The sequence below is a fragment of the Rhizobium sp. P28RR-XV genome (assembly GCF_012641385.1).
Lineage (GTDB): Bacteria > Pseudomonadota > Alphaproteobacteria > Rhizobiales > Rhizobiaceae > Rhizobium.
Window position 1 is genome coordinate 442250 of the sequence record NZ_JABAIG010000001.1, and the last position, 17374, is coordinate 459623.

Here is a 17374-nt window from a genome sequence, read left to right on the forward strand (position 1 = left end):
ATGCCACGGCGATCCGTTGGGATTGTCAGATATCCAGATCCTCGGCAAAAGCGGCCCGCTCCTGAATGAAGCGGAAGCGCGCCTCGGCCTTGGTGCCCATCAGATTATCGACGGCATCGCGCGTGCCTTCGAAATCCACCTCGTCGATCTCGACGCGCAGTAGGGTGCGCTTGGACGGATCCATCGTCGTTTCCTTGAGCTGGGCCGGCAGCATTTCGCCCAGGCCTTTGAAGCGGCTGATCTCGACTTTGCCTCTGCCCTTGAATTCCGTCTCCATCAGCTCAAGACGATGGGCATCGTCGCGGGCGTAGATGGATTTCGAACCCTGCGTGATCTTGTAGAGCGGCGGGACGGCCAGGAAGAGATGGCCCTGGCGGATGAGCTCGGGCATCTCCTGATAGAAGAAAGTGATGAGCAGCGAGGCGATGTGCGCACCGTCGACGTCGGCATCGGTCATGACGACGATGCGCTGATAGCGAAGGTCTTCCTCGCGATATTTCGTGCGCGTGCCGCAGCCGAGCGCCTGGACGAGATCGGAAATCTGCTGATTGGCGGACAGCTTTTCGCGGCCCGCGCTGGCCACGTTGAGGATCTTGCCGCGCAGCGGCAGGATCGCCTGGTTCGTGCGGTTGCGTGCCTGTTTGGCCGAGCCACCTGCCGAATCGCCCTCGACCAGGAAGAGTTCGGCGCCTGCCGCGGAATTTTGCGAGCAGTCGGCCAGCTTGCCGGGCAGGCGCAGCTTGCGCACGGCTGTCTTGCGGTTGACTTCCTTTTCCTTGCGGCGGCGCATGCGCTCTTCGGAACGCTCGATCACCCATTCCAACAGCTTTTCGGCCTCGGCCGGATTATCGGTCAGGTAATGATCGAAGGGATCGCGCAGTGCATTTTCGACGATGCGCTGGGCTTCGACCGTTGCAAGCTTGTCCTTGGTCTGGCCGACGAATTCAGGCTCGCGGATGAAGATCGACAGCATGCCGACGCCCGAGATCATCACATCGTCGGTGGTGATATTGGCCGCGCGCTTGTTCTGGGTGAGATCGGCGTAGTTCTTCAGGCCCTTGGTCAGTGCGATGCGGAAACCAGCTTCATGCGTACCACCTTCCGGGGTCGGAATCGTGTTGCAATAAGAGTGGATCTGCGGGTCGCCGCCATACCAGGTCATCGCCCATTCGAGCGAGCCGTGGCCGCTTTCCTTCTCCGTCTTGCCGGCGAATATCTCGCGGGTGACGGTGAACTCGTTGCCCATCGTCGCCTTGAGGTAGTCCTTCAAGCCGCCGGGAAAATGGAAGACCGCCTTTTCCGGAACGTCGGCACCTTCGGGCGCAAGCTCAGGATCGCAAGTCCAGCGGATCTCGACTCCGCCGAACAGGTAGGCCTTGGACCGGGCCATGCGGAAGACGCGGGCCGGATCGAAACGGGCGTGATCGCCGAAAATCTGCGGGTCGGGATGAAAACGGACGCGGGTGCCGCGCCGGTTATGCACATCGCCCAGTTCTTCCAGGCCGCCGACGGGCAGGCCACGCGAAAAGCGCTGGCGGTAGAGCTTGCGGTTGCGGGCGACCTCGACTTCCAGATCGTCCGACAGCGCGTTGACGACGGACACACCGACGCCGTGCAGGCCGCCCGATGTCTCATAGGCCTTGCCGTCGAATTTGCCGCCGGCATGCAGCTTGGTCATGATGACCTCGAGCGTCGACTTGCCGGGCACCTGCGGATGGTTTTCCACAGGAATGCCGCGACCATTGTCCGTGACGGTCAGGTAGCCCTGCCGGTCGAGATAGACCTCGATGAAATTAGCATGACCGGCCACCGCCTCGTCCATGGCGTTGTCGATGACTTCGGCGAAGAGGTGATGCAGCGCCTTCTCGTCCGTGCCGCCGATATACATGCCGGGACGCATGCGCACGGGCTCAAGCCCCTCGAGAACGCGGATCGAGCTTGCGCCGTATTCTTCCGCAGAAGATGTCGCCGGCGCGGCGCGCGGCGCCGGAGCGGCTGCCGGCTTCTCAGCCTTTGCAACAGGCTTTTCCACCGCTTCCGGTTTCGGGGAGCGGGGCAGTCCGGAGAAGAGATCGTTGCTGTTATCCATAGAACTTCAAGCTGCTAGATTTGTCCTGGAGGGGCCAGATCCCTTTATTGTCGCATTTATGGCCGGTATTCGCGAATCACCGTGATTCTGCCAGAAACGACGCACAAGAGCGATGGCGCCCCAAAGCGGGGCAGATTCAAAAGAGATTTGCGTTGCCGGGTGACGAATGGCAAGCCCGATGTCCGATCGGAGGAAGTGTCCGCATGCCAATGTCCACAGCTCATTTGCCCATCCTGTCCGCAATAGCGGGCATTCTGCTTCTGGCGACTGCCCAAGGCGCCGCCGCCGACATGTTGAAGCCCTTCAAGGACGAGCTGTTTTCCAACCAGACCGTCATCGAAAGCCACGACAATGGCGCGTTCCAGACGATCGATTACCAGGAAATGCGGGATATCAACGGCCGCGACCAGGTTCCGGAAAAGCGGGTCAAGCCCGCCTATGTCGACACCGGCATGCGCTGGAAGGCGCAAGAGGACGAAACCTTGCAACTCGGTGACCGCAAGGTCGACGTCACCCGCATCGGCCCGGCATCGAAGCAGTCCTTTACCGTGATCTTCATCCACGGTCGCGGCGGTGACCGCCGGCTCGGCTCCAACGACTATACGTTCGGCGGCAATTTCAACCGGCTGAAAAACCTCGCCTATCGCAATGGCGGCACCTATTACGCGCCGAGCGTTAGGGGTTTCGACAGCAACGGGGTTGCCGATATCGCCGCGCTGATCCGCTACTCATACGAGCAATCGGGCGGCAAGCCGGTGATCCTCACCTGCGCTTCCATGGGCAGCTTCGTCTGCTGGGGCATTACCCGCGATGCCGATAGCATCAAGCGCCTGAAGGGCATGGCGATCCTGAGCGGGGTGACCGATCCGGATTTCACCAAGAGCGCCTTCTACAAGGCAAGGCTGCCGCTCTGGTTCACGCATGGCAGCAAGGACCCCGTCTACGCCGCGGCGGACCAGCAGGCACTGTTCGAGAAACTCTACAAGGCGCATTATCCGGCGCGCTTCACGCTTTTCGAAACCGGTAACCATGGAACACCCGTGCGCATGACCGATTGGCGCAAGGTGCTCAACTGGATCGTCGATCCGCAGGCATCGTAAAGCGCTCCCGCAATTCGAACTATTTTCCGGGTAAGCATTTTTTCAAACGATTTGAACCGTTTCGTCTGCATTCGATAACTTTCCTTTCCTCCTCCTTTTTGTTAGTCCGACTGATGGAGTTAAGGGGGAGACAACCTGGATGACGAAGACCATACGGCCGCTTCTGGCCGGAAACTGGAAGATGAACGGGACGCGCGCGAGCCTTGATCAGATCAAGGCGATCGCTGACGGCGTCAAGGCGCCTCTGTCTGAGAAGATCGATACGCTGCTCTGCCCCCCGGCCACATTGCTCTATGTCGCGACCGCACTTTGCGACGACAGCCCGCTCGCAATCGGCGCCCAGGATTGCCATCAGCAGGTCAGCGGTGCCCATACCGGCGATATTTCGGCCGAGATGATTGCGGACTGCTTCGGTACCCATGTCATCGTCGGTCATTCCGAGCGCCGCAGGAACCACGCGGAAAGCGACATGCTGGTGCGCGCCAAGGCGCAGGCCGCGCACGATGCAGGGCTCATCGCCATCATCTGCATCGGCGAGACCGCCTATGAGCGGAATAGCGGCCAGACGCTGGAGGTACTGAAGCGAGAGCTCGTAGGCTCCATCCCGGATGGCTCTACGGCACAGACGACCGTGATCGCCTATGAGCCCGTCTGGGCGATCGGCACCGGTGTCGTTCCGACCCAGGAAAATGTCGAGGAGGCACATGCCTTCATCCGCGCCGAGCTCATCGAGCGCTTCGGCAAGGAGGGGGCGAGCATGCGAATCCTCTATGGCGGATCAGTCAGCGGCGCCAATGCACGCGACCTTCTGGACGTTCCCCACGTCAACGGCGTGCTGGTCGGCGGGCAGAGCTTGAAAGCCGCCGACTTCCTCGCCATTTATGCCGCATTCGAACGGCAGTTCGCCTGAAGCAACAACTTGCCCGGTATTCCAGTCCTAAAGGGGCTTGGAATAGGCGAGAGCCTCATGTAAAGAGCCGCGAGCTTTTCTTTTTAATGCCCGCCCGCGGGCGGGACTGGATCTATGCAAACCGTACTGCTTGTTATCTATCTCATGATCGTCGTCGCCCTTATCGGCGTTGTGCTGATTCAGCGCTCTGAAGGTGGCGGCCTCGGTATCGGCGGCGGATCGGGCTTCATGTCTGCACGCGGTACGGCCAATGCGCTGACGCGCACCACGGCCATTCTGGCAGCGCTGTTCTTCGCTCTTGCGCTCGGCATGAATGTGCTGTCGCGTTTCGAAGCCCGCCCGACCGACGTTCTCAATCGTATCCCGAGCACGGCGGGCCAGGGCAACGGCATTCTCGATTCGCTCGGCGGCCAGAAGAGCCCGGCGCCGGCGACCACCCAGCCGAAGCCGGCCGACAATAGCGGCGTTCCGAACGGTGGCGCCGTCGCTCCGCAGTCGCAGGCGACACCGCCCGCAACGACGAACCAGCCTGCCGCCACGGCGCCGGCTCAACAGGCTCCGGCCGCGACCGGTCAGCAGACCGCGCCGGCGACAACGACTCCCGCGCCAGCCGACAACGGCGGCGTTCCGACCGGTAAGTAATTCCGGTCGCCGAAGATCATCCCCGGCAGGTCCCTGGATCTGCCGGTTTTGTTTTGTCCATATTCCGCGTTCTGTAGCCAAAATTCCGGAAACGAATTTTAGGGCTAGCGGAATCATTTGTGAAAAGGTATCCGGTGACTCCCATGGCGCGATATGTATTCATCACTGGCGGCGTGGTTTCTTCCCTCGGAAAAGGAATTGCGGCTGCGGCTCTCGGAGCGTTGTTGCAGGCTCGTGGTTATCGAGTCCGCCTGCGCAAACTTGACCCCTATCTGAACGTGGATCCGGGCACGATGAGCCCGACCCAGCACGGCGAGGTCTTCGTCACCGACGACGGTGCGGAAACCGACCTCGATCTTGGCCACTATGAGCGCTTCACCGGCCGCTCGGCCACCAAGACCGATAACATCACCACCGGTCGCATCTACAAGAACATCATCGACAAGGAACGTCGTGGCGACTATCTGGGCGCCACCGTCCAGGTCATTCCGCACGTCACCAACGAGATCAAGGATTTCGTTATCGAGGGCAATGACGAGTATGATTTCGTCATCTGCGAGATCGGCGGCACCGTCGGCGATATCGAAGCCATGCCCTTCATGGAAGCGATCCGCCAGCTCGGCAACGATCTGCCGCGGGGCACGGCGATCTATGTCCACCTGACGCTGATGCCCTACATCCCGGCCGCCGGCGAATTGAAGACGAAGCCGACGCAGCATTCCGTCAAGGAGCTGCAGGCTCTCGGCATTCACCCGGATATCCTGCTCGTGCGTGCGGATCGCGAGATCCCGGAAGCAGAACGCCGCAAGCTTTCGCTGTTTTGCAACGTCCGCCCCTCGGCCGTCATCCAGGCGCTCGACGTCGCCAATATCTACGACGTGCCGATGGCCTACCACAAGGAAGGCCTCGACAACGAAGTGCTGGCCGCTTTCGGCATCGAGCCGGCCCCGAAGCCGCGTCTCGATCAGTGGGAAGAAGTCTGCAACCGCATCCGTACGCCTGAAGGCGAGGTGACCATTGCCATCGTCGGCAAATATACCGGCCTGAAGGATGCCTATAAGTCGCTGATCGAGGCACTTCATCACGGCGGCATTGCCAATCGGGTCAAGGTTAACCTCGAATGGATCGAGTCCGAGGTCTTCGAAAAGGAAGATCCAGCGCCTTATCTCGAGAAGGTTCATGGCATTCTCGTACCGGGCGGCTTCGGCGAGCGCGGGTCTGAAGGCAAGATCCTGGCTGCCCGCTTTGCGCGCGAGCGCAAAGTGCCGTATTTCGGCATCTGCTTCGGCATGCAGATGGCTGTCATCGAAGCGGCCCGCAATCTGGCAGGCGTCGAACAGGCCTCATCGACCGAATTCGGACCGACGCCGGAGCCGGTCGTCGGCCTGATGACCGAATGGCTGAAGGGCAACGAATTGCAGAAGCGCACGGCATCCGGCGATCTCGGCGGCACCATGCGTCTCGGCGCCTACAATGCGGCCTTGAAGAAGGGTACGAAGATTTCCGAAATCTACGGTTCCACCGATATTTCGGAGCGCCATCGCCACCGCTACGAGGTCAATGTCGATTACAAGGACCGGCTGGAAGGTTGCGGCTTGACCTTTTCGGGCATGTCACCAGATGGCATCCTGCCGGAAACGGTCGAATATGCGGATCATCCATGGTTCATCGGCGTCCAGTATCATCCGGAGCTGAAGTCACGGCCGCTGGAACCGCACCCGCTGTTTTCCAGCTTCATCGAAGCGGCAACGGAACAGAGCCGGCTGGTGTAGAGCGTTTCACAGAAACGTTGAATCGCTCTACCTTTTTGATTTACGCAATTCCGGACGGAAAACCGCTGGGCACTTTTCCTGGAATTGCTCTAAGAACAGCAAATCGCTTGCGGTAGTCGCTCGGGCTCACCGCAAGCCTCTCCCGAAAATGATGGCGCATGGTGGCGAGCGACCCAAATCCGCTCGCCACCGCCACATCATCAAGCGAAATAGCTGTCTGCTTTTCGAGCAGATCGCGGGCGCGGCGCAACCTCTCACTTAACAGCCATTCGCCCGGCGACATGCCGGTGGTCGCCTCGAAGCGGCGCTGGAAAGTCCGTACGCTCATTCCGGCTCGCGCCGCAAGCACAGCAACGGGCTGGTCTTCCTGCAAGCGCTCGCGCATCCATTCGAGCAAGGGACCTAAGCGTGCTCCCTCGCGCTGTCTGAGAACCGGGGTCTCGATATATTGCGCCTGGCCGCCTTCGCGATGCGGCGGCACCACAAGGCGGCGCGCGACGCTATTGGCGATATCAGGTCCGAAATCCCGGCGGACGACATGCAGGCAGAGATCGATGGCGGCGGCACTGCCGGCGGCTGTCAGCACGCTATCCTCATCGACATAAAGAACATCGGCATCGACTGATATGTCCGGGTAACGCGCAGCGATGGAATCGACGTAGCGCCAATGCGTGGTCGCCTTTCGGCCCGCAAGCAATCCGGCGGCTGCAAGGACTGCGACGCCCGAGCACAGCGACATGATACGGACGCCGCGGCGGCTGGCTGCCTGCAGCGCGGCGATCAGCGGGGCGGGGACAGGCGTCCCGATGCCGCGCCATCCCGGCACGATAATCAGATCGGCATCGGCAATGACATCGAGCCCGTGATCGACCTGCACCGTCAGTCCACCGGCGGCGCGAAGGAGGCCGTCCTCGATCGCGCAGGCGGAAAAGCGATACCAGCCGTCGCCCATCTCCGGGCGCGGCAGGCCGAAGATCTCGTAGGCAACGCCGAATTCGAACGTGCACAGCCCGTCATAGACGAGGGTGACGACATGCGGGCCGAGAAGATTTGGGTTATCGGAGTTTGGCATGATGTTGATGCTATATGGCATTTCGGCCAATTTCAACTCCGGGATCGCTCAGGCATGAATGCACCGAACCAAAGAAGGAGCGTTCCATGTCCCTAGTCAGTGAAATCCCCGCTGCCGCCTCGAACCTCGTTGCGGAACATTATGCCCGCAGGCTTGCCTTCGAGACCGATTGCTCCGATGTGCGTCAGGCCATGACCTCAGGCAATCCGGATTTCGTCCTGCTTGATGTTCGCGGTCCAGCCATGTTCCAGGAGCAGCATATTCCCGGCTCGATCAATCTGCCGCATGGCAAGATGACCGCGCGGAAGATGGCGGAATGGCCTGACGATACGCTGTTCGTCGTTTATTGCGCCGGCCCGCATTGCAACGGCACCGACAAGGCGGCCTGGCGACTGGGCACGCTCGGCAAGCGCGTGAAGGTCATGATCGGCGGCATGACCGGCTGGGCGGACGAGGGGCACCCATTCGAAAGAGGCTAGCAGGCAAAGAGGACAACCCGGCGCCTGCCGGGTTTGCCCATTTTTATGACACTGCGAAAAACTTCGGCACCTACGTCATTTGACTGTCGCGCCGCTTCTCGTTCCGTGGCACTGTGCGAGTAAGCATAACGGGAACAAAAGTATGATCCTCAATCCATTTGACGATCGAGCGGAAAAGCCGAAGGCCAAGATCGCCATCACTTTCACGCTGCTGATCGCGTTCAACATTGCCGCATGGATATGGGCCTGGCTCGCTTTCGCTGACAGGCCATCGCTGCTGGGTATTGCGCTTCTTGCCTATATGTTCGGGCTTCGCCACGCCTTCGATGCCGATCACATCGCCGCGATCGACAACGTCGTGCGCAAGCTGATCCAGGAAAGGAAGCAGCCCTATGCGGTCGGCTTCTTCTTCTCGCTCGGCCATTCCTCGATCGTCGTGATCGCCTCGATCCTGATTGCCGCGACCGCGGCCGCCATGCAGAGCCAGCTCGATTCCTTCCACGATATCGGCGGCGTCATCGGCACCACCGTATCGGCCGTGTTCCTGCTACTGATCAGCATTGCCAATCTCTTTGTCCTCAGAGGCGTATGGTCCGCCTTCAGGCGGGCGCAGAGGGGCGAGAGGATCGCGGACGAGGATCTCGATACGCTGCTTGCCGGCGGCGGTTTTCTGGCGCGCATATTCCGGCCGATGTTCAAGGTCGTCACCAGCTCCTGGCATATGTATCCGATCGGTTTTCTCTTCGGCCTCGGCTTCGACACCGCGACGGAAATCGGGCTTCTCGGCATTTCCGCCGCCCAAGCCGCGCAGGGCATGTCCTTCTGGACCATCCTCGTCTTCCCGGCGCTCTTCACCGCCGGCATGTCGCTGATGGATACGCTCGACAGCACGCTGATGACCGGCGCCTATGGCTGGGCCTTCGTCAAGCCGATCCGCAAGCTCTGGTACAATCTGACGATCACGGCGGCCTCGGTCGTCGTCGCGGTCTTCATTGGCGGCATCGAGGCGCTGGGGCTGATCTCCGACAAGCTCGGCCTCGAAGGCGGCTTCTGGAGCTTCATCGGCGAACTCAATGACAATCTTGCCAATTTCGGCTTCGCCGTCGTCGGCATTTTCCTGCTGAGCTGGCTGATTTCGACCGTCCTCTACAAAGCCAGGGGATACGACAACTTGCAGATCGATCGTTCATGACGCATCATCGCCCCCAGGGATCGAGCATGCCGTGACTGGAAATCGCCGTTCGCCGCTCCAGTTATACGCGATGAGGGGCCAGAATCATGATCCATGCAAGCAATATTCGCAACCTGGCGTTGTTAATTGGCGCCTTGTGCATCATCAGCGCCGGCACCGCCTCCTCGCAACCCGTCGCGAATTGTCCGTTGCGGCCCGCTGTCAGCGCCGAGCGCCAGACGTTGAATTGCGAAGCTGGGCTTAGCATCACCGTCGAGCGCGGCGCGCACTACCGGCTCGCGGACCGCAACCGTGATGGCCAGGTGGATGCTCTTGTGCTCGACAGCAAGGCAGCGCTGATCGATGTGGATGCCGGTCGCATTCAGGGCGGATTCGAGGTGGTAACGCCACAAGCAATCGCCGCCGTGCGCGGCACACGATGGGCAGTCGACGTGAAACGCGCCAACACATCCGTGCTGGTCTTGCGCGGCCGTGTCGCGGTCAACAAGGTATCGACCGGGCAGGGGGTTACGCTCGGCCGAGGGCAAGGCGTCGACGTCGACCGCAGCCGCTCCCCATTGCGTGTCACCCAATGGGGACAACCGCGCATAAACGCTTTGATGGCTCGCCTCGGCCAGTGAGACCCGGACGCCATGCGCAGACCACCGCTGCAGACGCTGATTGCGCTTCTCTTGACTGCCGTCTGGGGATTGGGCCTCGGCATCGCGCATCTGCGCGGTGACATTCCCTTCGTCGACAACGCCGAAGCGACGTTGACGAACCTCCGCAATACACTCGGCGGCAGCCACCCACCACCCGATCTCGTCACGATCGTTGCCATAGATGATGATACGTCGCGCGTGGCGGGGCACTATCCCTTGTCGCGCACCACGCTCGCCAGGATCATCGATGCCATCGGCGCGTTGGGGCCGAAAGCCATTGCGCTCGACCTGCTTCTGCTCGATTCCGGCGACGAGGCCGGCGATTCCGCGTTGGAGCAATCGCTGAAGCGAACGAAAGTCGTGCTGGCTGCGGCGGGCATTTTCCCCGAAAGCCGACAGCGTGTCGTTGACGACAGCAGGGAACCTCTCGCCCGCGTGCCAAGCGCACTGCAATTCCTCCAACCGCAGCAGCGGTTCGCCGATGCCGCAAGCTATGGTGTCGTCAATGTGCAGACGGACAAGGCGGGAACGCCGCGTTTCGTTCCGATGCTGTTTCGCAGCGGCGAGCGAATCGAGCCGTCCTTTTCGCTGCGCGTCGTTTCCGCTGCAACCGATGAGCAGACAACCGTCATCTCCGATCGTATCAAGATCGGTGACCGGTCCATCCAGACCGATACCGGCTATCTCTTGCCGCTCTCTTTCTACGGTCCGCGCGGCACGATCCGCACCATCAGCGCCAGCGCGGCGCTCAACGGGCAATTGCCGGAAGCTGCGATCAAGGATCATGTCGTCGTCATCGGCGCAACCGTTACCGGTGGCGGCGATGTCTTTCCGACGCCTTTCGATCCCGTTCTGCCGGGTGTCGAGGTTATCTCCACCTCGATCACGCATCTGATTGCCGGAGACGGCCTGGTGCGCGACCGCAACATTCGCTTCATCGATCTCTATTTCGCCGTCGGTTTGCCGCTGCTCGTCGTCGGCCTTCTCTCCTGGCAACGCAGCACCTTCGGCCTGATAACAGCTCTCGGCGTCGTGCTCCTCTGGTTCGCAGTCAATGTCAGCGCTTTCAAGCATGGGATCTGGCTGAGTGCCGCCCTGCCGATTGCCGCGACCGTCCCGACGGCGCTGCTGTTTGGCACTGTACAGCTTTGGTTCGACCGCAGGCGGGCCACGCGCTTCGCCAAGCAAAGCGAACTCCTGCAGCGCATCGAGGCGCCCGGTCTTGCCGAACATCTTGCCCGTGATCCCGATTTTCTAGCAAGCCCGGTGCATCAGCAAGCCGCCGTCGTCTTCATCGATATCAACGGTTTCACGGGGCTCAGCGAAACGATCGGCCCGACGGCCGTGCGGGAACTGCTGAACGGCTTTTACAATCTCGTCGACGAGGAAGTGACTGCATGCGGCGGCGCTATCACCAGCTTCATGGGCGATGGAGCGATGATCCTTTTCGGCTTGCCGCAACCGAAACCGAGCGATTCCGCCGATGCGGCGCGCTGTTGCATTCGTCTGGCCGCGCGTATGAGAGGCTGGCTCTCGGCCATGCCGGAGACGGTCGCATCCCGTATCGGCTTCAAGATCGGCGCGCATTTCGGCACTATCGTCGCCTCGAGGCTGGGTGGTGGGGGTCGCCAGCAGATCACGGCAACCGGCGACACGGTCAACATCGCCAGCCGACTGATGGAGGTCGCCGCCAGCCATCGGGCGGAGGTCGCTCTCAGTGACGAGCTGTTGCTCTCAGCCGGCCGGGACAGCACCCCTTTCAAGGAGGGGAACCTCCATGGCCCGATCGATACAGGCTTGCGTGGCCGCGCCGGAACATTGACCATATGGCTCTGGCGCAGCCGGACGTGATCACGCCGGCCTCGACGTGTCAGCTTTCATTCATGCCACATCGGAACGATCGAAATCACCAGGAGGCAGGCGAGGGAGACGTTGACCGCGCGCCATTGCCACGCGGTTTTCAATAGGCGCCCGAGCATTTGTCCGAGAATGCACCACACGGCGAGCGAGAAAGCCGCGACGAGACAGAAGGTCACACCGAGCAGGATCGCAAGTCTGACGGGACTTTCCGCCAGCGCGGCGAAAGAAGCGGCAGCACCCATGGTCATCGCCCAGCCCTTGAGATTGTGCCAGAGCATCCAGAGACCGGCGAGGAAGCCGGTGGGCCTCGCCATTTGCCCGGCCTCGCTCGGCGGGCCGCTCCCGCCGATGCGGACGGCAAGCCAGATCAGGTAGAGCGAACCCAGCGTCTTCATGCCGATCTGCAGCACCGGCAGGGCCAGCAATACGCCGCCAAGCCCCGCGGCCGTCGCGCCGGCCATGGAGCCGAGGCCGACAGCAAAACCGGCCATGACCGGTACCGACCGGCGAAAGCCGAAATGCGCGCCGGACGCGGTCGCGAGCGTCGTAGCACCCCCTGGCGTTATGGTCGAAACCAATGCGAAGAGGATCAGCGGCAACAGGGTTTCGACAGTCATCTCCAGCCTTTCTCGATTTTGAGACAAGGGATAGAGATATGGCCTTCATCAGCAAAACGAATATTGAAGGATCGTCGCATTAGCATTTATAATGCGAGCCATGATCCGGAATTTCGATATAGCCCTTATCCGAACTTTCGCTGCTGTCGCCGACAAAAGCAGCATGACGGTTGCCGCCAATATGCTGCATATGACCCAGGGTGCCGTCAGCCAGCAGATCAAGCGATTGGAGGACATGCTTGATTGTGCCCTGTTCGAGCGGGATAGGCGCGGATTGCGGCTGACGGAAGCGGGGGAACGATTGCTCGGCAAGGCCCGCCGCCTGCTGGCATTGAACGACGAAATCTGGGACGACATGACGGAGAGGAGCGTTCGCGGCAGCGTCCGGCTCGGTGTTCCCTACGATCTCGTGGGAGCAACGCTGGCACCCGTACTGAAGTTCTATGCCGAGCGTCATCCGCATGTGGAGATTTCGCTGGTCTGCGCCTCGTCGCCGGAGCTGCTGGCGGAATTGGGGAAGGGAACCGTCGACCTCTGCGTGGTGGAGGAACCTTTTGGTCCGTCACAAGGCGAATGCCTTGGTGCCGAGCGGCTTGTCTGGGTGGGTGCAAAGGCGGGAAATGCCTATCGCAAGGTGCCTCTGCCGATCTCGATGGTGGCGGACACCTGTGCCTTTCGGTCATCCGTCTTTGCCGCACTCAGCAAGGATGGGTTGCGCTGGCGGACTGTTTTCGAGAACGGCAATATCGAGGCGACCACGGCGACGGTGCGCACGGATCTGGCAGTGACTGCCTGGCTCGCTTCCACCGTTCCGGCCGATCTCGATATCCTCACCGTCGAGCAGGGACTGCCCGAATTGCCGGTCTTTGCGATCAACCTGCATTTGCCCAAGGGGGGCGCAACACCGCAGGCTCTGGAGCTTGCCCGCCACATCCGCGAGGGCATGATGCGGCCGCGCCAATCCGCGGCCGCCTGAATTCCATCAGATATCAGACCTGCCTATGCCGCCTTCGGAAGAGGGCCGACATAGCGCGACTGCGGCCGGATAAGGCGCCCATCGAGCGTCTGTTCGCGCGCGTGGGCGATCCAGCCGACCGTGCGGCCGATCGCGAAGACGCCGGTAAAGGCGTTGCGCGGGAAACCGAGCGCATCGAGCAACAGGGCGGTATAATATTCGACATTGACGTCCAAGGGCCGATCCGGCTTGCGCTCCTTCAGCAGGGCCAGAGCCGCCGCCTCGATCGCTTCCGCCAAGGCGATGCGTGCGGCATCCGCCTGTCCGCCCGCAAAAATCGGCTTCAGCGCCGTCTTCAAGGCATCGGCACGCGGATCGCGGACGCGATAGATGCGATGACCGAAACCCATCAGCCGCTCGCCATGATCGAGTGCCTGCGACAGCCAGGCGCGAGCGTTTTCGGGCTTGCCGACACCATCAAGCATATCGAGAACCGGGCCGGGGGCGCCGCCATGCAAGGGACCCTTGAGGGCGCTTATTGCCGCCAGCACGGAGGAGGTCAGGCCCGCATGGGTCGAGGCAATGACGCGCGCGGCGAAGGTCGATGCGTTGAGGCCATGATCGGAAATCGTCACCAGATAGGCATCGAGACCCGCCGTCTGCTCCGCCGTCGGAACGCGGCCTGTCAACATGCGCAGGATGTCTGCCGATTGGGAAAGCGATGCATCCGGCTTGATCGGCGTTTCGCGCCGCTGCAATCGCAACACGGCCGGCAGGAAGACAGCCGGCGCTGCCATCAGGCGGACCGCCGTCGCAAAGTCCTCGCCGTCGCCGAGGCGCGCCAGCAAGGCGCGTACGGCATCGACCGGCGGCAGTGCGAGCACAGCCGCATCGGCAGCCTCGACATGCGCGAAGAGCGCAAGGCGGGCCACGCCGAGCTGTGTGCGGATGGAGGCTGCGTCGATATGCTCGTCGAATAGGCCATCGAGCAACAGCGCCGCGACATCTTCGAAGCGGCTGGTCGCCACCAGATCATCCAGCGACACGCCGCGGATGATCAGACGACCGGCTGCGCCATCGACGTCGGACAGCTTGGTTTCCGCGGCAATGACGTCTTCAAGACCACTTTTCATCATCGTTCTCCTTTGACTATCCGATTAGATCGGGCCTATTTTTATTGACGTCAATCTTGACGCAATTGATCAATGTGAGGGATGATGAGCTGGCTGACGGCGGAGCAGGCGCTGAGCCTGCTGGGAACGAAACCACAGACGCTATACGCCAATGTCAGCCGCGGTCGCATTCGTGCGAAGCCGGATCCCGCCGATACGCGGCGCAGCCTCTATTTTACCGACGACGTGAAGCGACTGGTCACCCGCCATGCCGGCCGGCGCAAGACGGAGGCAGTGGCGGCCGAAGCCATTCAATGGGGCGATCCGGTCTTGCCATCGGCGCTGTCGACGGTTTCGAACGGCAGGCTCTTCTATCGCGGCAGGGATGCGGCATTGCTTGCCGAAAGCGCTGCTCTGGAGGACGTCGCGCTGTTGCTTTGGGACATGAAGCGGCCGTTACGCTTTGAGCAAAACGAGGCGCGGCCAAGACCTCCCTCGTTGAATGCTGCTTTCTCTGCCCTTGCCGAGCGCATAATGGGCGACCTGCCGTCACTTGGACGCTCGCTTCCAGCCCTGCAGAAGGAGGCGGAGAGCGTATTCGACACCGTGGCCGAAGCCTTGGCCCCCGGCGCATGGGACGAACCGCTGCATCGACGTCTTGCCGCCGCCTGGAATCGTCCCGATGCGAGCGATCTGATACGCCGCAGCCTCGTGCTGCTCACCGATCATGAATTGAATGCTTCGACCTTCACCGCACGGATCACGGCGTCCGCGGGAGCGACATTATCCGCCGCCGCTTTGTCCGGCCTTTCCACGCTGACGGGTCCTTTGCACGGCGGCGCATGGCAAAGCGTGCGCTCGCTGATCGCCCGGGCGGCCGTGACGGGCGCGGAGGAGGCGGTTCGCGGCTATCTCTCGGAGGGCCGAGCATTGCCGGCCTTCGGCCATCAGCTTTATCCGGATGTCGATATCCGTGCCGAGGCGCTGCTGCGCTGCTTTACGCTTCCACCGTTATTTGCTGGGGTTCGCGATGCCGGCGAACAGCTGGTCGGCGAACGCGTCAATGTTGACTTCGCTCTGACGGCGATGACCCATGCCTATCATCTCCCGGAGGATGCGCCGTTGATCATCTTCGCGCTGGCGCGGACGGTGGGCTGGCTCGCACATGCCATGGAGCAGGCGACCAGCGGCCGATTGATCCGGCCGCGTGCGCGCTATGTCGGCCCGCCGGTATAGTGATTTTACCAGGAATGCGGCGTCGCCACTCAGCTCACCGGCAAGTGACAAACGGCTTCGATGTTGTGGCCATCCGGATCGAGGATGAAGGCGCCATAGTAGTTCTCGTGATAGTGAGGACGAAGCCCGGGAGCGCCGTTATCGATGCCGCCGGCCGCAAGGGCCGCTTGGTGAAATTCATCGACAATCTTCCTGCTGCCGGTAGCGAAGGCTATATGCGCGCTTGTCTGCGGTGAATTACGCTGGCCGATCCAGAAGAATGCCTTCGGTTTCGCGCCATAGCCCGCAAAGGTTTCGCCTTCCGAGTAAAGACGTTCGATACCGAGAGGGCGCAATGCCGCGTCGTAGAATATTTTCGAACGTTCCACATCGAGAACGCCGATCGTCATATGGTCAAGCATGCCGTCCTCCCAATAGCGTTCTTGAGCTTCCCTAACCCTGGCCGACCGCACCGGCGTCGCGGTCGGCAAGTTCGACCCAGCCGATCGCCAGCCTGCGGTTGGCAATCATCCAGATCGTTGCCAGTGCGATCAGAGCGACGACGAGGTTGGCAACAACAAAGAGCATCGGCGCGAGCTGCGTGACCGGCCCGACATCGCCGCGCTCGACCAGCCGCATGGGAGCGGTCGCCAGTGCTGTCGCACCGAAGGTGAAAGCCCAATAGGCAGGACTGAAGCCTTCCTTGGCGATCCAGGGTAGGAGGCGCAGCATGATCAGGGCCTGCAGCAGGCCATAGCCGATCATGGCATGCACCAGCATGTCGGGAGAGCCTTTCGTAACGCTGATATAGGCGAGCGCACCGACGGCCGGCGGCGCCAATTGAATTCCAAGGGTCGGCCTCAGCGGCGGAGCCAGTGCCGGTCCCGTCAACAGGCGGTGCAGCAATGCCGACTCGATGGCAAGCCAGGCAAAGAAACCGGCGCCGAAGAAAAGCTGAGCCCATTCGGGAAAACCGAGGGCTGCGCCGACGATGGCGGTGACGAAGCTTCCCGCGACACTCGGCAGGTAGAGCACGGCGGTCGTCGTGGCGATGTCGCGCTCACCCTGCCAGAGACCGCCGGTACGCCAGACGGAGAATGCGAGCGTATAGACGGCGCCAAGCAGGAATATGGTTTCGGCACCGATGCGCGAATAGGGCAACAGCCCTCCGGCGACCAGCATGGTCGCTACACCAACTAGGCCGATGAAGCAGCACTGAACGGGATGCGCCACCTCCTTGAGGGCTTCGTCGCGCGCGACCATCCATTTCAGCGCATAAAGCACGATCAAGACCAGCCAGACGGCGAGGCTGACGAAGGTCAGCGCTTCTCCAACGACCGTCGGCAATTGCCAGATGCGGGCACCGACCCGCCAGGCATTGGCGAGGCCGGAAAGCCCTAGAACCATACCGAAGAACGCGGCGGGAATGAGCGGAAGTTTCAGAGACGCAGCCATATGCCTCCTTTGACGCTCCACGGCGAGCGTCGGCCTAAAGAGAATGTGCAAAGAGCGGGATCGATGCTAAATCGATCAACGCGAACAGAGGGGCAAAATACAGCTTTCCTCAAGACCGGCAAAGCGTGATCATCGCAAAAAGCGGGAGGTTTCGGCTGGCGATATCACAGATGCGTGAACGTGCGAATTTTTCCGTGCTGCCGAGCCAGCGCATAGCTCGCCCGTCATTTGTTCATTGGAAAAGATTGCCAAATGTCTTTATT

16 protein-coding genes are annotated in these 17374 nt (G+C 61.4%); 10 read left to right on the forward strand and 6 right to left on the reverse strand.

Annotated elements, in window-relative coordinates; all coding sequences use genetic code 11:
* Positions 1 to 25 precede the first annotated feature (25 nt).
* Positions 26 to 2089 (reverse strand): DNA topoisomerase IV subunit B, encoded by a 2064-nt coding sequence (gene parE / locus HGP12_RS02140; protein WP_168838897.1) that lies wholly within the window; start codon positions 2087 to 2089, stop codon positions 26 to 28.
* 203 nt (positions 2090 to 2292) lie between these two features.
* Between parE and HGP12_RS02145 the strand changes: the two genes are divergently transcribed.
* The 4 genes from HGP12_RS02145 (at position 2293) to HGP12_RS02160 (ending at position 6513) form a co-directional block, all read left to right on the forward strand.
* Positions 2293 to 3189 (forward strand): alpha/beta fold hydrolase, encoded by an 897-nt coding sequence (locus HGP12_RS02145; RefSeq protein WP_168838898.1) that lies wholly within the window; start codon positions 2293 to 2295, stop codon positions 3187 to 3189.
* 139 nt (positions 3190 to 3328) lie between these two features.
* Positions 3329 to 4099, forward strand: a complete 771-nt coding sequence (tpiA, locus tag HGP12_RS02150; RefSeq protein ID WP_168838899.1) for a triose-phosphate isomerase — start codon at positions 3329 to 3331, stop codon at positions 4097 to 4099.
* A 114-nt stretch (positions 4100 to 4213) separates the two neighbouring features.
* Positions 4214 to 4741 carry a preprotein translocase subunit SecG gene (gene secG / locus HGP12_RS02155; protein ID WP_168838900.1) on the forward strand — a complete coding sequence of 176 codons (528 nt, stop codon included), beginning with the start codon at positions 4214 to 4216 and terminating at the stop codon, positions 4739 to 4741.
* Between the two features lie 143 nt (positions 4742 to 4884).
* Entirely contained in the window at positions 4885 to 6513 is a 1629-nt protein-coding gene (locus tag HGP12_RS02160) for a CTP synthase (protein WP_168838901.1), read from the forward strand.
* A 40-nt stretch (positions 6514 to 6553) separates the two neighbouring features.
* Here HGP12_RS02160 and ftrA read toward each other — a convergent pair whose 3' ends face one another.
* A complete protein-coding gene (gene ftrA, locus HGP12_RS02165) occupies positions 6554 to 7606 on the reverse strand; it encodes a transcriptional regulator FtrA (protein ID WP_168839173.1) in 1053 nt (350 codons plus the stop codon).
* A 65-nt stretch (positions 7607 to 7671) separates the two neighbouring features.
* Between ftrA and HGP12_RS02170 the strand changes: the two genes are divergently transcribed.
* The 4 genes from HGP12_RS02170 (at position 7672) to HGP12_RS02185 (ending at position 11748) form a co-directional block, all read left to right on the forward strand.
* Positions 7672 to 8064 carry a rhodanese-like domain-containing protein gene (locus HGP12_RS02170; RefSeq protein WP_168838902.1) on the forward strand — a complete coding sequence of 131 codons (393 nt, stop codon included), beginning with the start codon at positions 7672 to 7674 and terminating at the stop codon, positions 8062 to 8064.
* Positions 8065 to 8206: 142 nt separating this feature from the next.
* Positions 8207 to 9256, forward strand: coding sequence for a HoxN/HupN/NixA family nickel/cobalt transporter (locus HGP12_RS02175; protein ID WP_168838903.1), 1050 nt, complete (start codon positions 8207 to 8209; stop codon positions 9254 to 9256).
* Positions 9257 to 9342: 86 nt separating this feature from the next.
* On the forward strand, positions 9343 to 9876 hold the full coding sequence (locus HGP12_RS02180; RefSeq protein ID WP_168838904.1) for a FecR domain-containing protein: 534 nt from the start codon (positions 9343 to 9345) through the stop codon (positions 9874 to 9876).
* A gap of 12 nt (positions 9877 to 9888) precedes the next feature.
* Complete coding sequence (locus HGP12_RS02185) at positions 9889 to 11748, forward strand: CHASE2 domain-containing protein (RefSeq protein ID WP_168838905.1); 1860 nt, start codon at positions 9889 to 9891, stop codon at positions 11746 to 11748.
* A 26-nt stretch (positions 11749 to 11774) separates the two neighbouring features.
* Here HGP12_RS02185 and HGP12_RS02190 read toward each other — a convergent pair whose 3' ends face one another.
* Complete coding sequence (locus tag HGP12_RS02190) at positions 11775 to 12374, reverse strand: LysE family translocator (protein ID WP_168838906.1); 600 nt, start codon at positions 12372 to 12374, stop codon at positions 11775 to 11777.
* 100 nt (positions 12375 to 12474) lie between these two features.
* Between HGP12_RS02190 and HGP12_RS02195 the strand changes: the two genes are divergently transcribed.
* The gene (locus tag HGP12_RS02195; RefSeq protein WP_168838907.1) at positions 12475 to 13350 is read left to right on the forward strand and encodes a LysR family transcriptional regulator; all 876 of its coding nucleotides are present in this window, start codon (positions 12475 to 12477) and stop codon (positions 13348 to 13350) included.
* Positions 13351 to 13373: 23 nt separating this feature from the next.
* On the opposite strand, the gene HGP12_RS02200 is transcribed toward HGP12_RS02195, so the two are convergent.
* Complete coding sequence (locus HGP12_RS02200; RefSeq protein ID WP_168838908.1) at positions 13374 to 14462, reverse strand: citrate synthase/methylcitrate synthase; 1089 nt, start codon at positions 14460 to 14462, stop codon at positions 13374 to 13376.
* An 84-nt stretch (positions 14463 to 14546) separates the two neighbouring features.
* Here HGP12_RS02200 and HGP12_RS02205 point away from each other — a divergent pair, with 84 nt between their 5' ends.
* Positions 14547 to 15677, forward strand: a complete 1131-nt coding sequence (locus tag HGP12_RS02205) for a citrate synthase (RefSeq protein ID WP_168838909.1) — start codon at positions 14547 to 14549, stop codon at positions 15675 to 15677.
* Between the two features lie 29 nt (positions 15678 to 15706).
* On the opposite strand, the gene HGP12_RS02210 is transcribed toward HGP12_RS02205, so the two are convergent.
* Together HGP12_RS02210 and tehA are read right to left on the reverse strand one after the other, a co-directional pair.
* On the reverse strand, positions 15707 to 16078 hold the full coding sequence (locus HGP12_RS02210) for a VOC family protein (protein ID WP_168838910.1): 372 nt from the start codon (positions 16076 to 16078) through the stop codon (positions 15707 to 15709).
* Positions 16079 to 16109: 31 nt separating this feature from the next.
* Entirely contained in the window at positions 16110 to 17111 is a 1002-nt protein-coding gene (tehA, locus tag HGP12_RS02215; RefSeq protein WP_168838911.1) for a dicarboxylate transporter/tellurite-resistance protein TehA, read from the reverse strand.
* Positions 17112 to 17374: the final 263 nt, after the last annotated feature.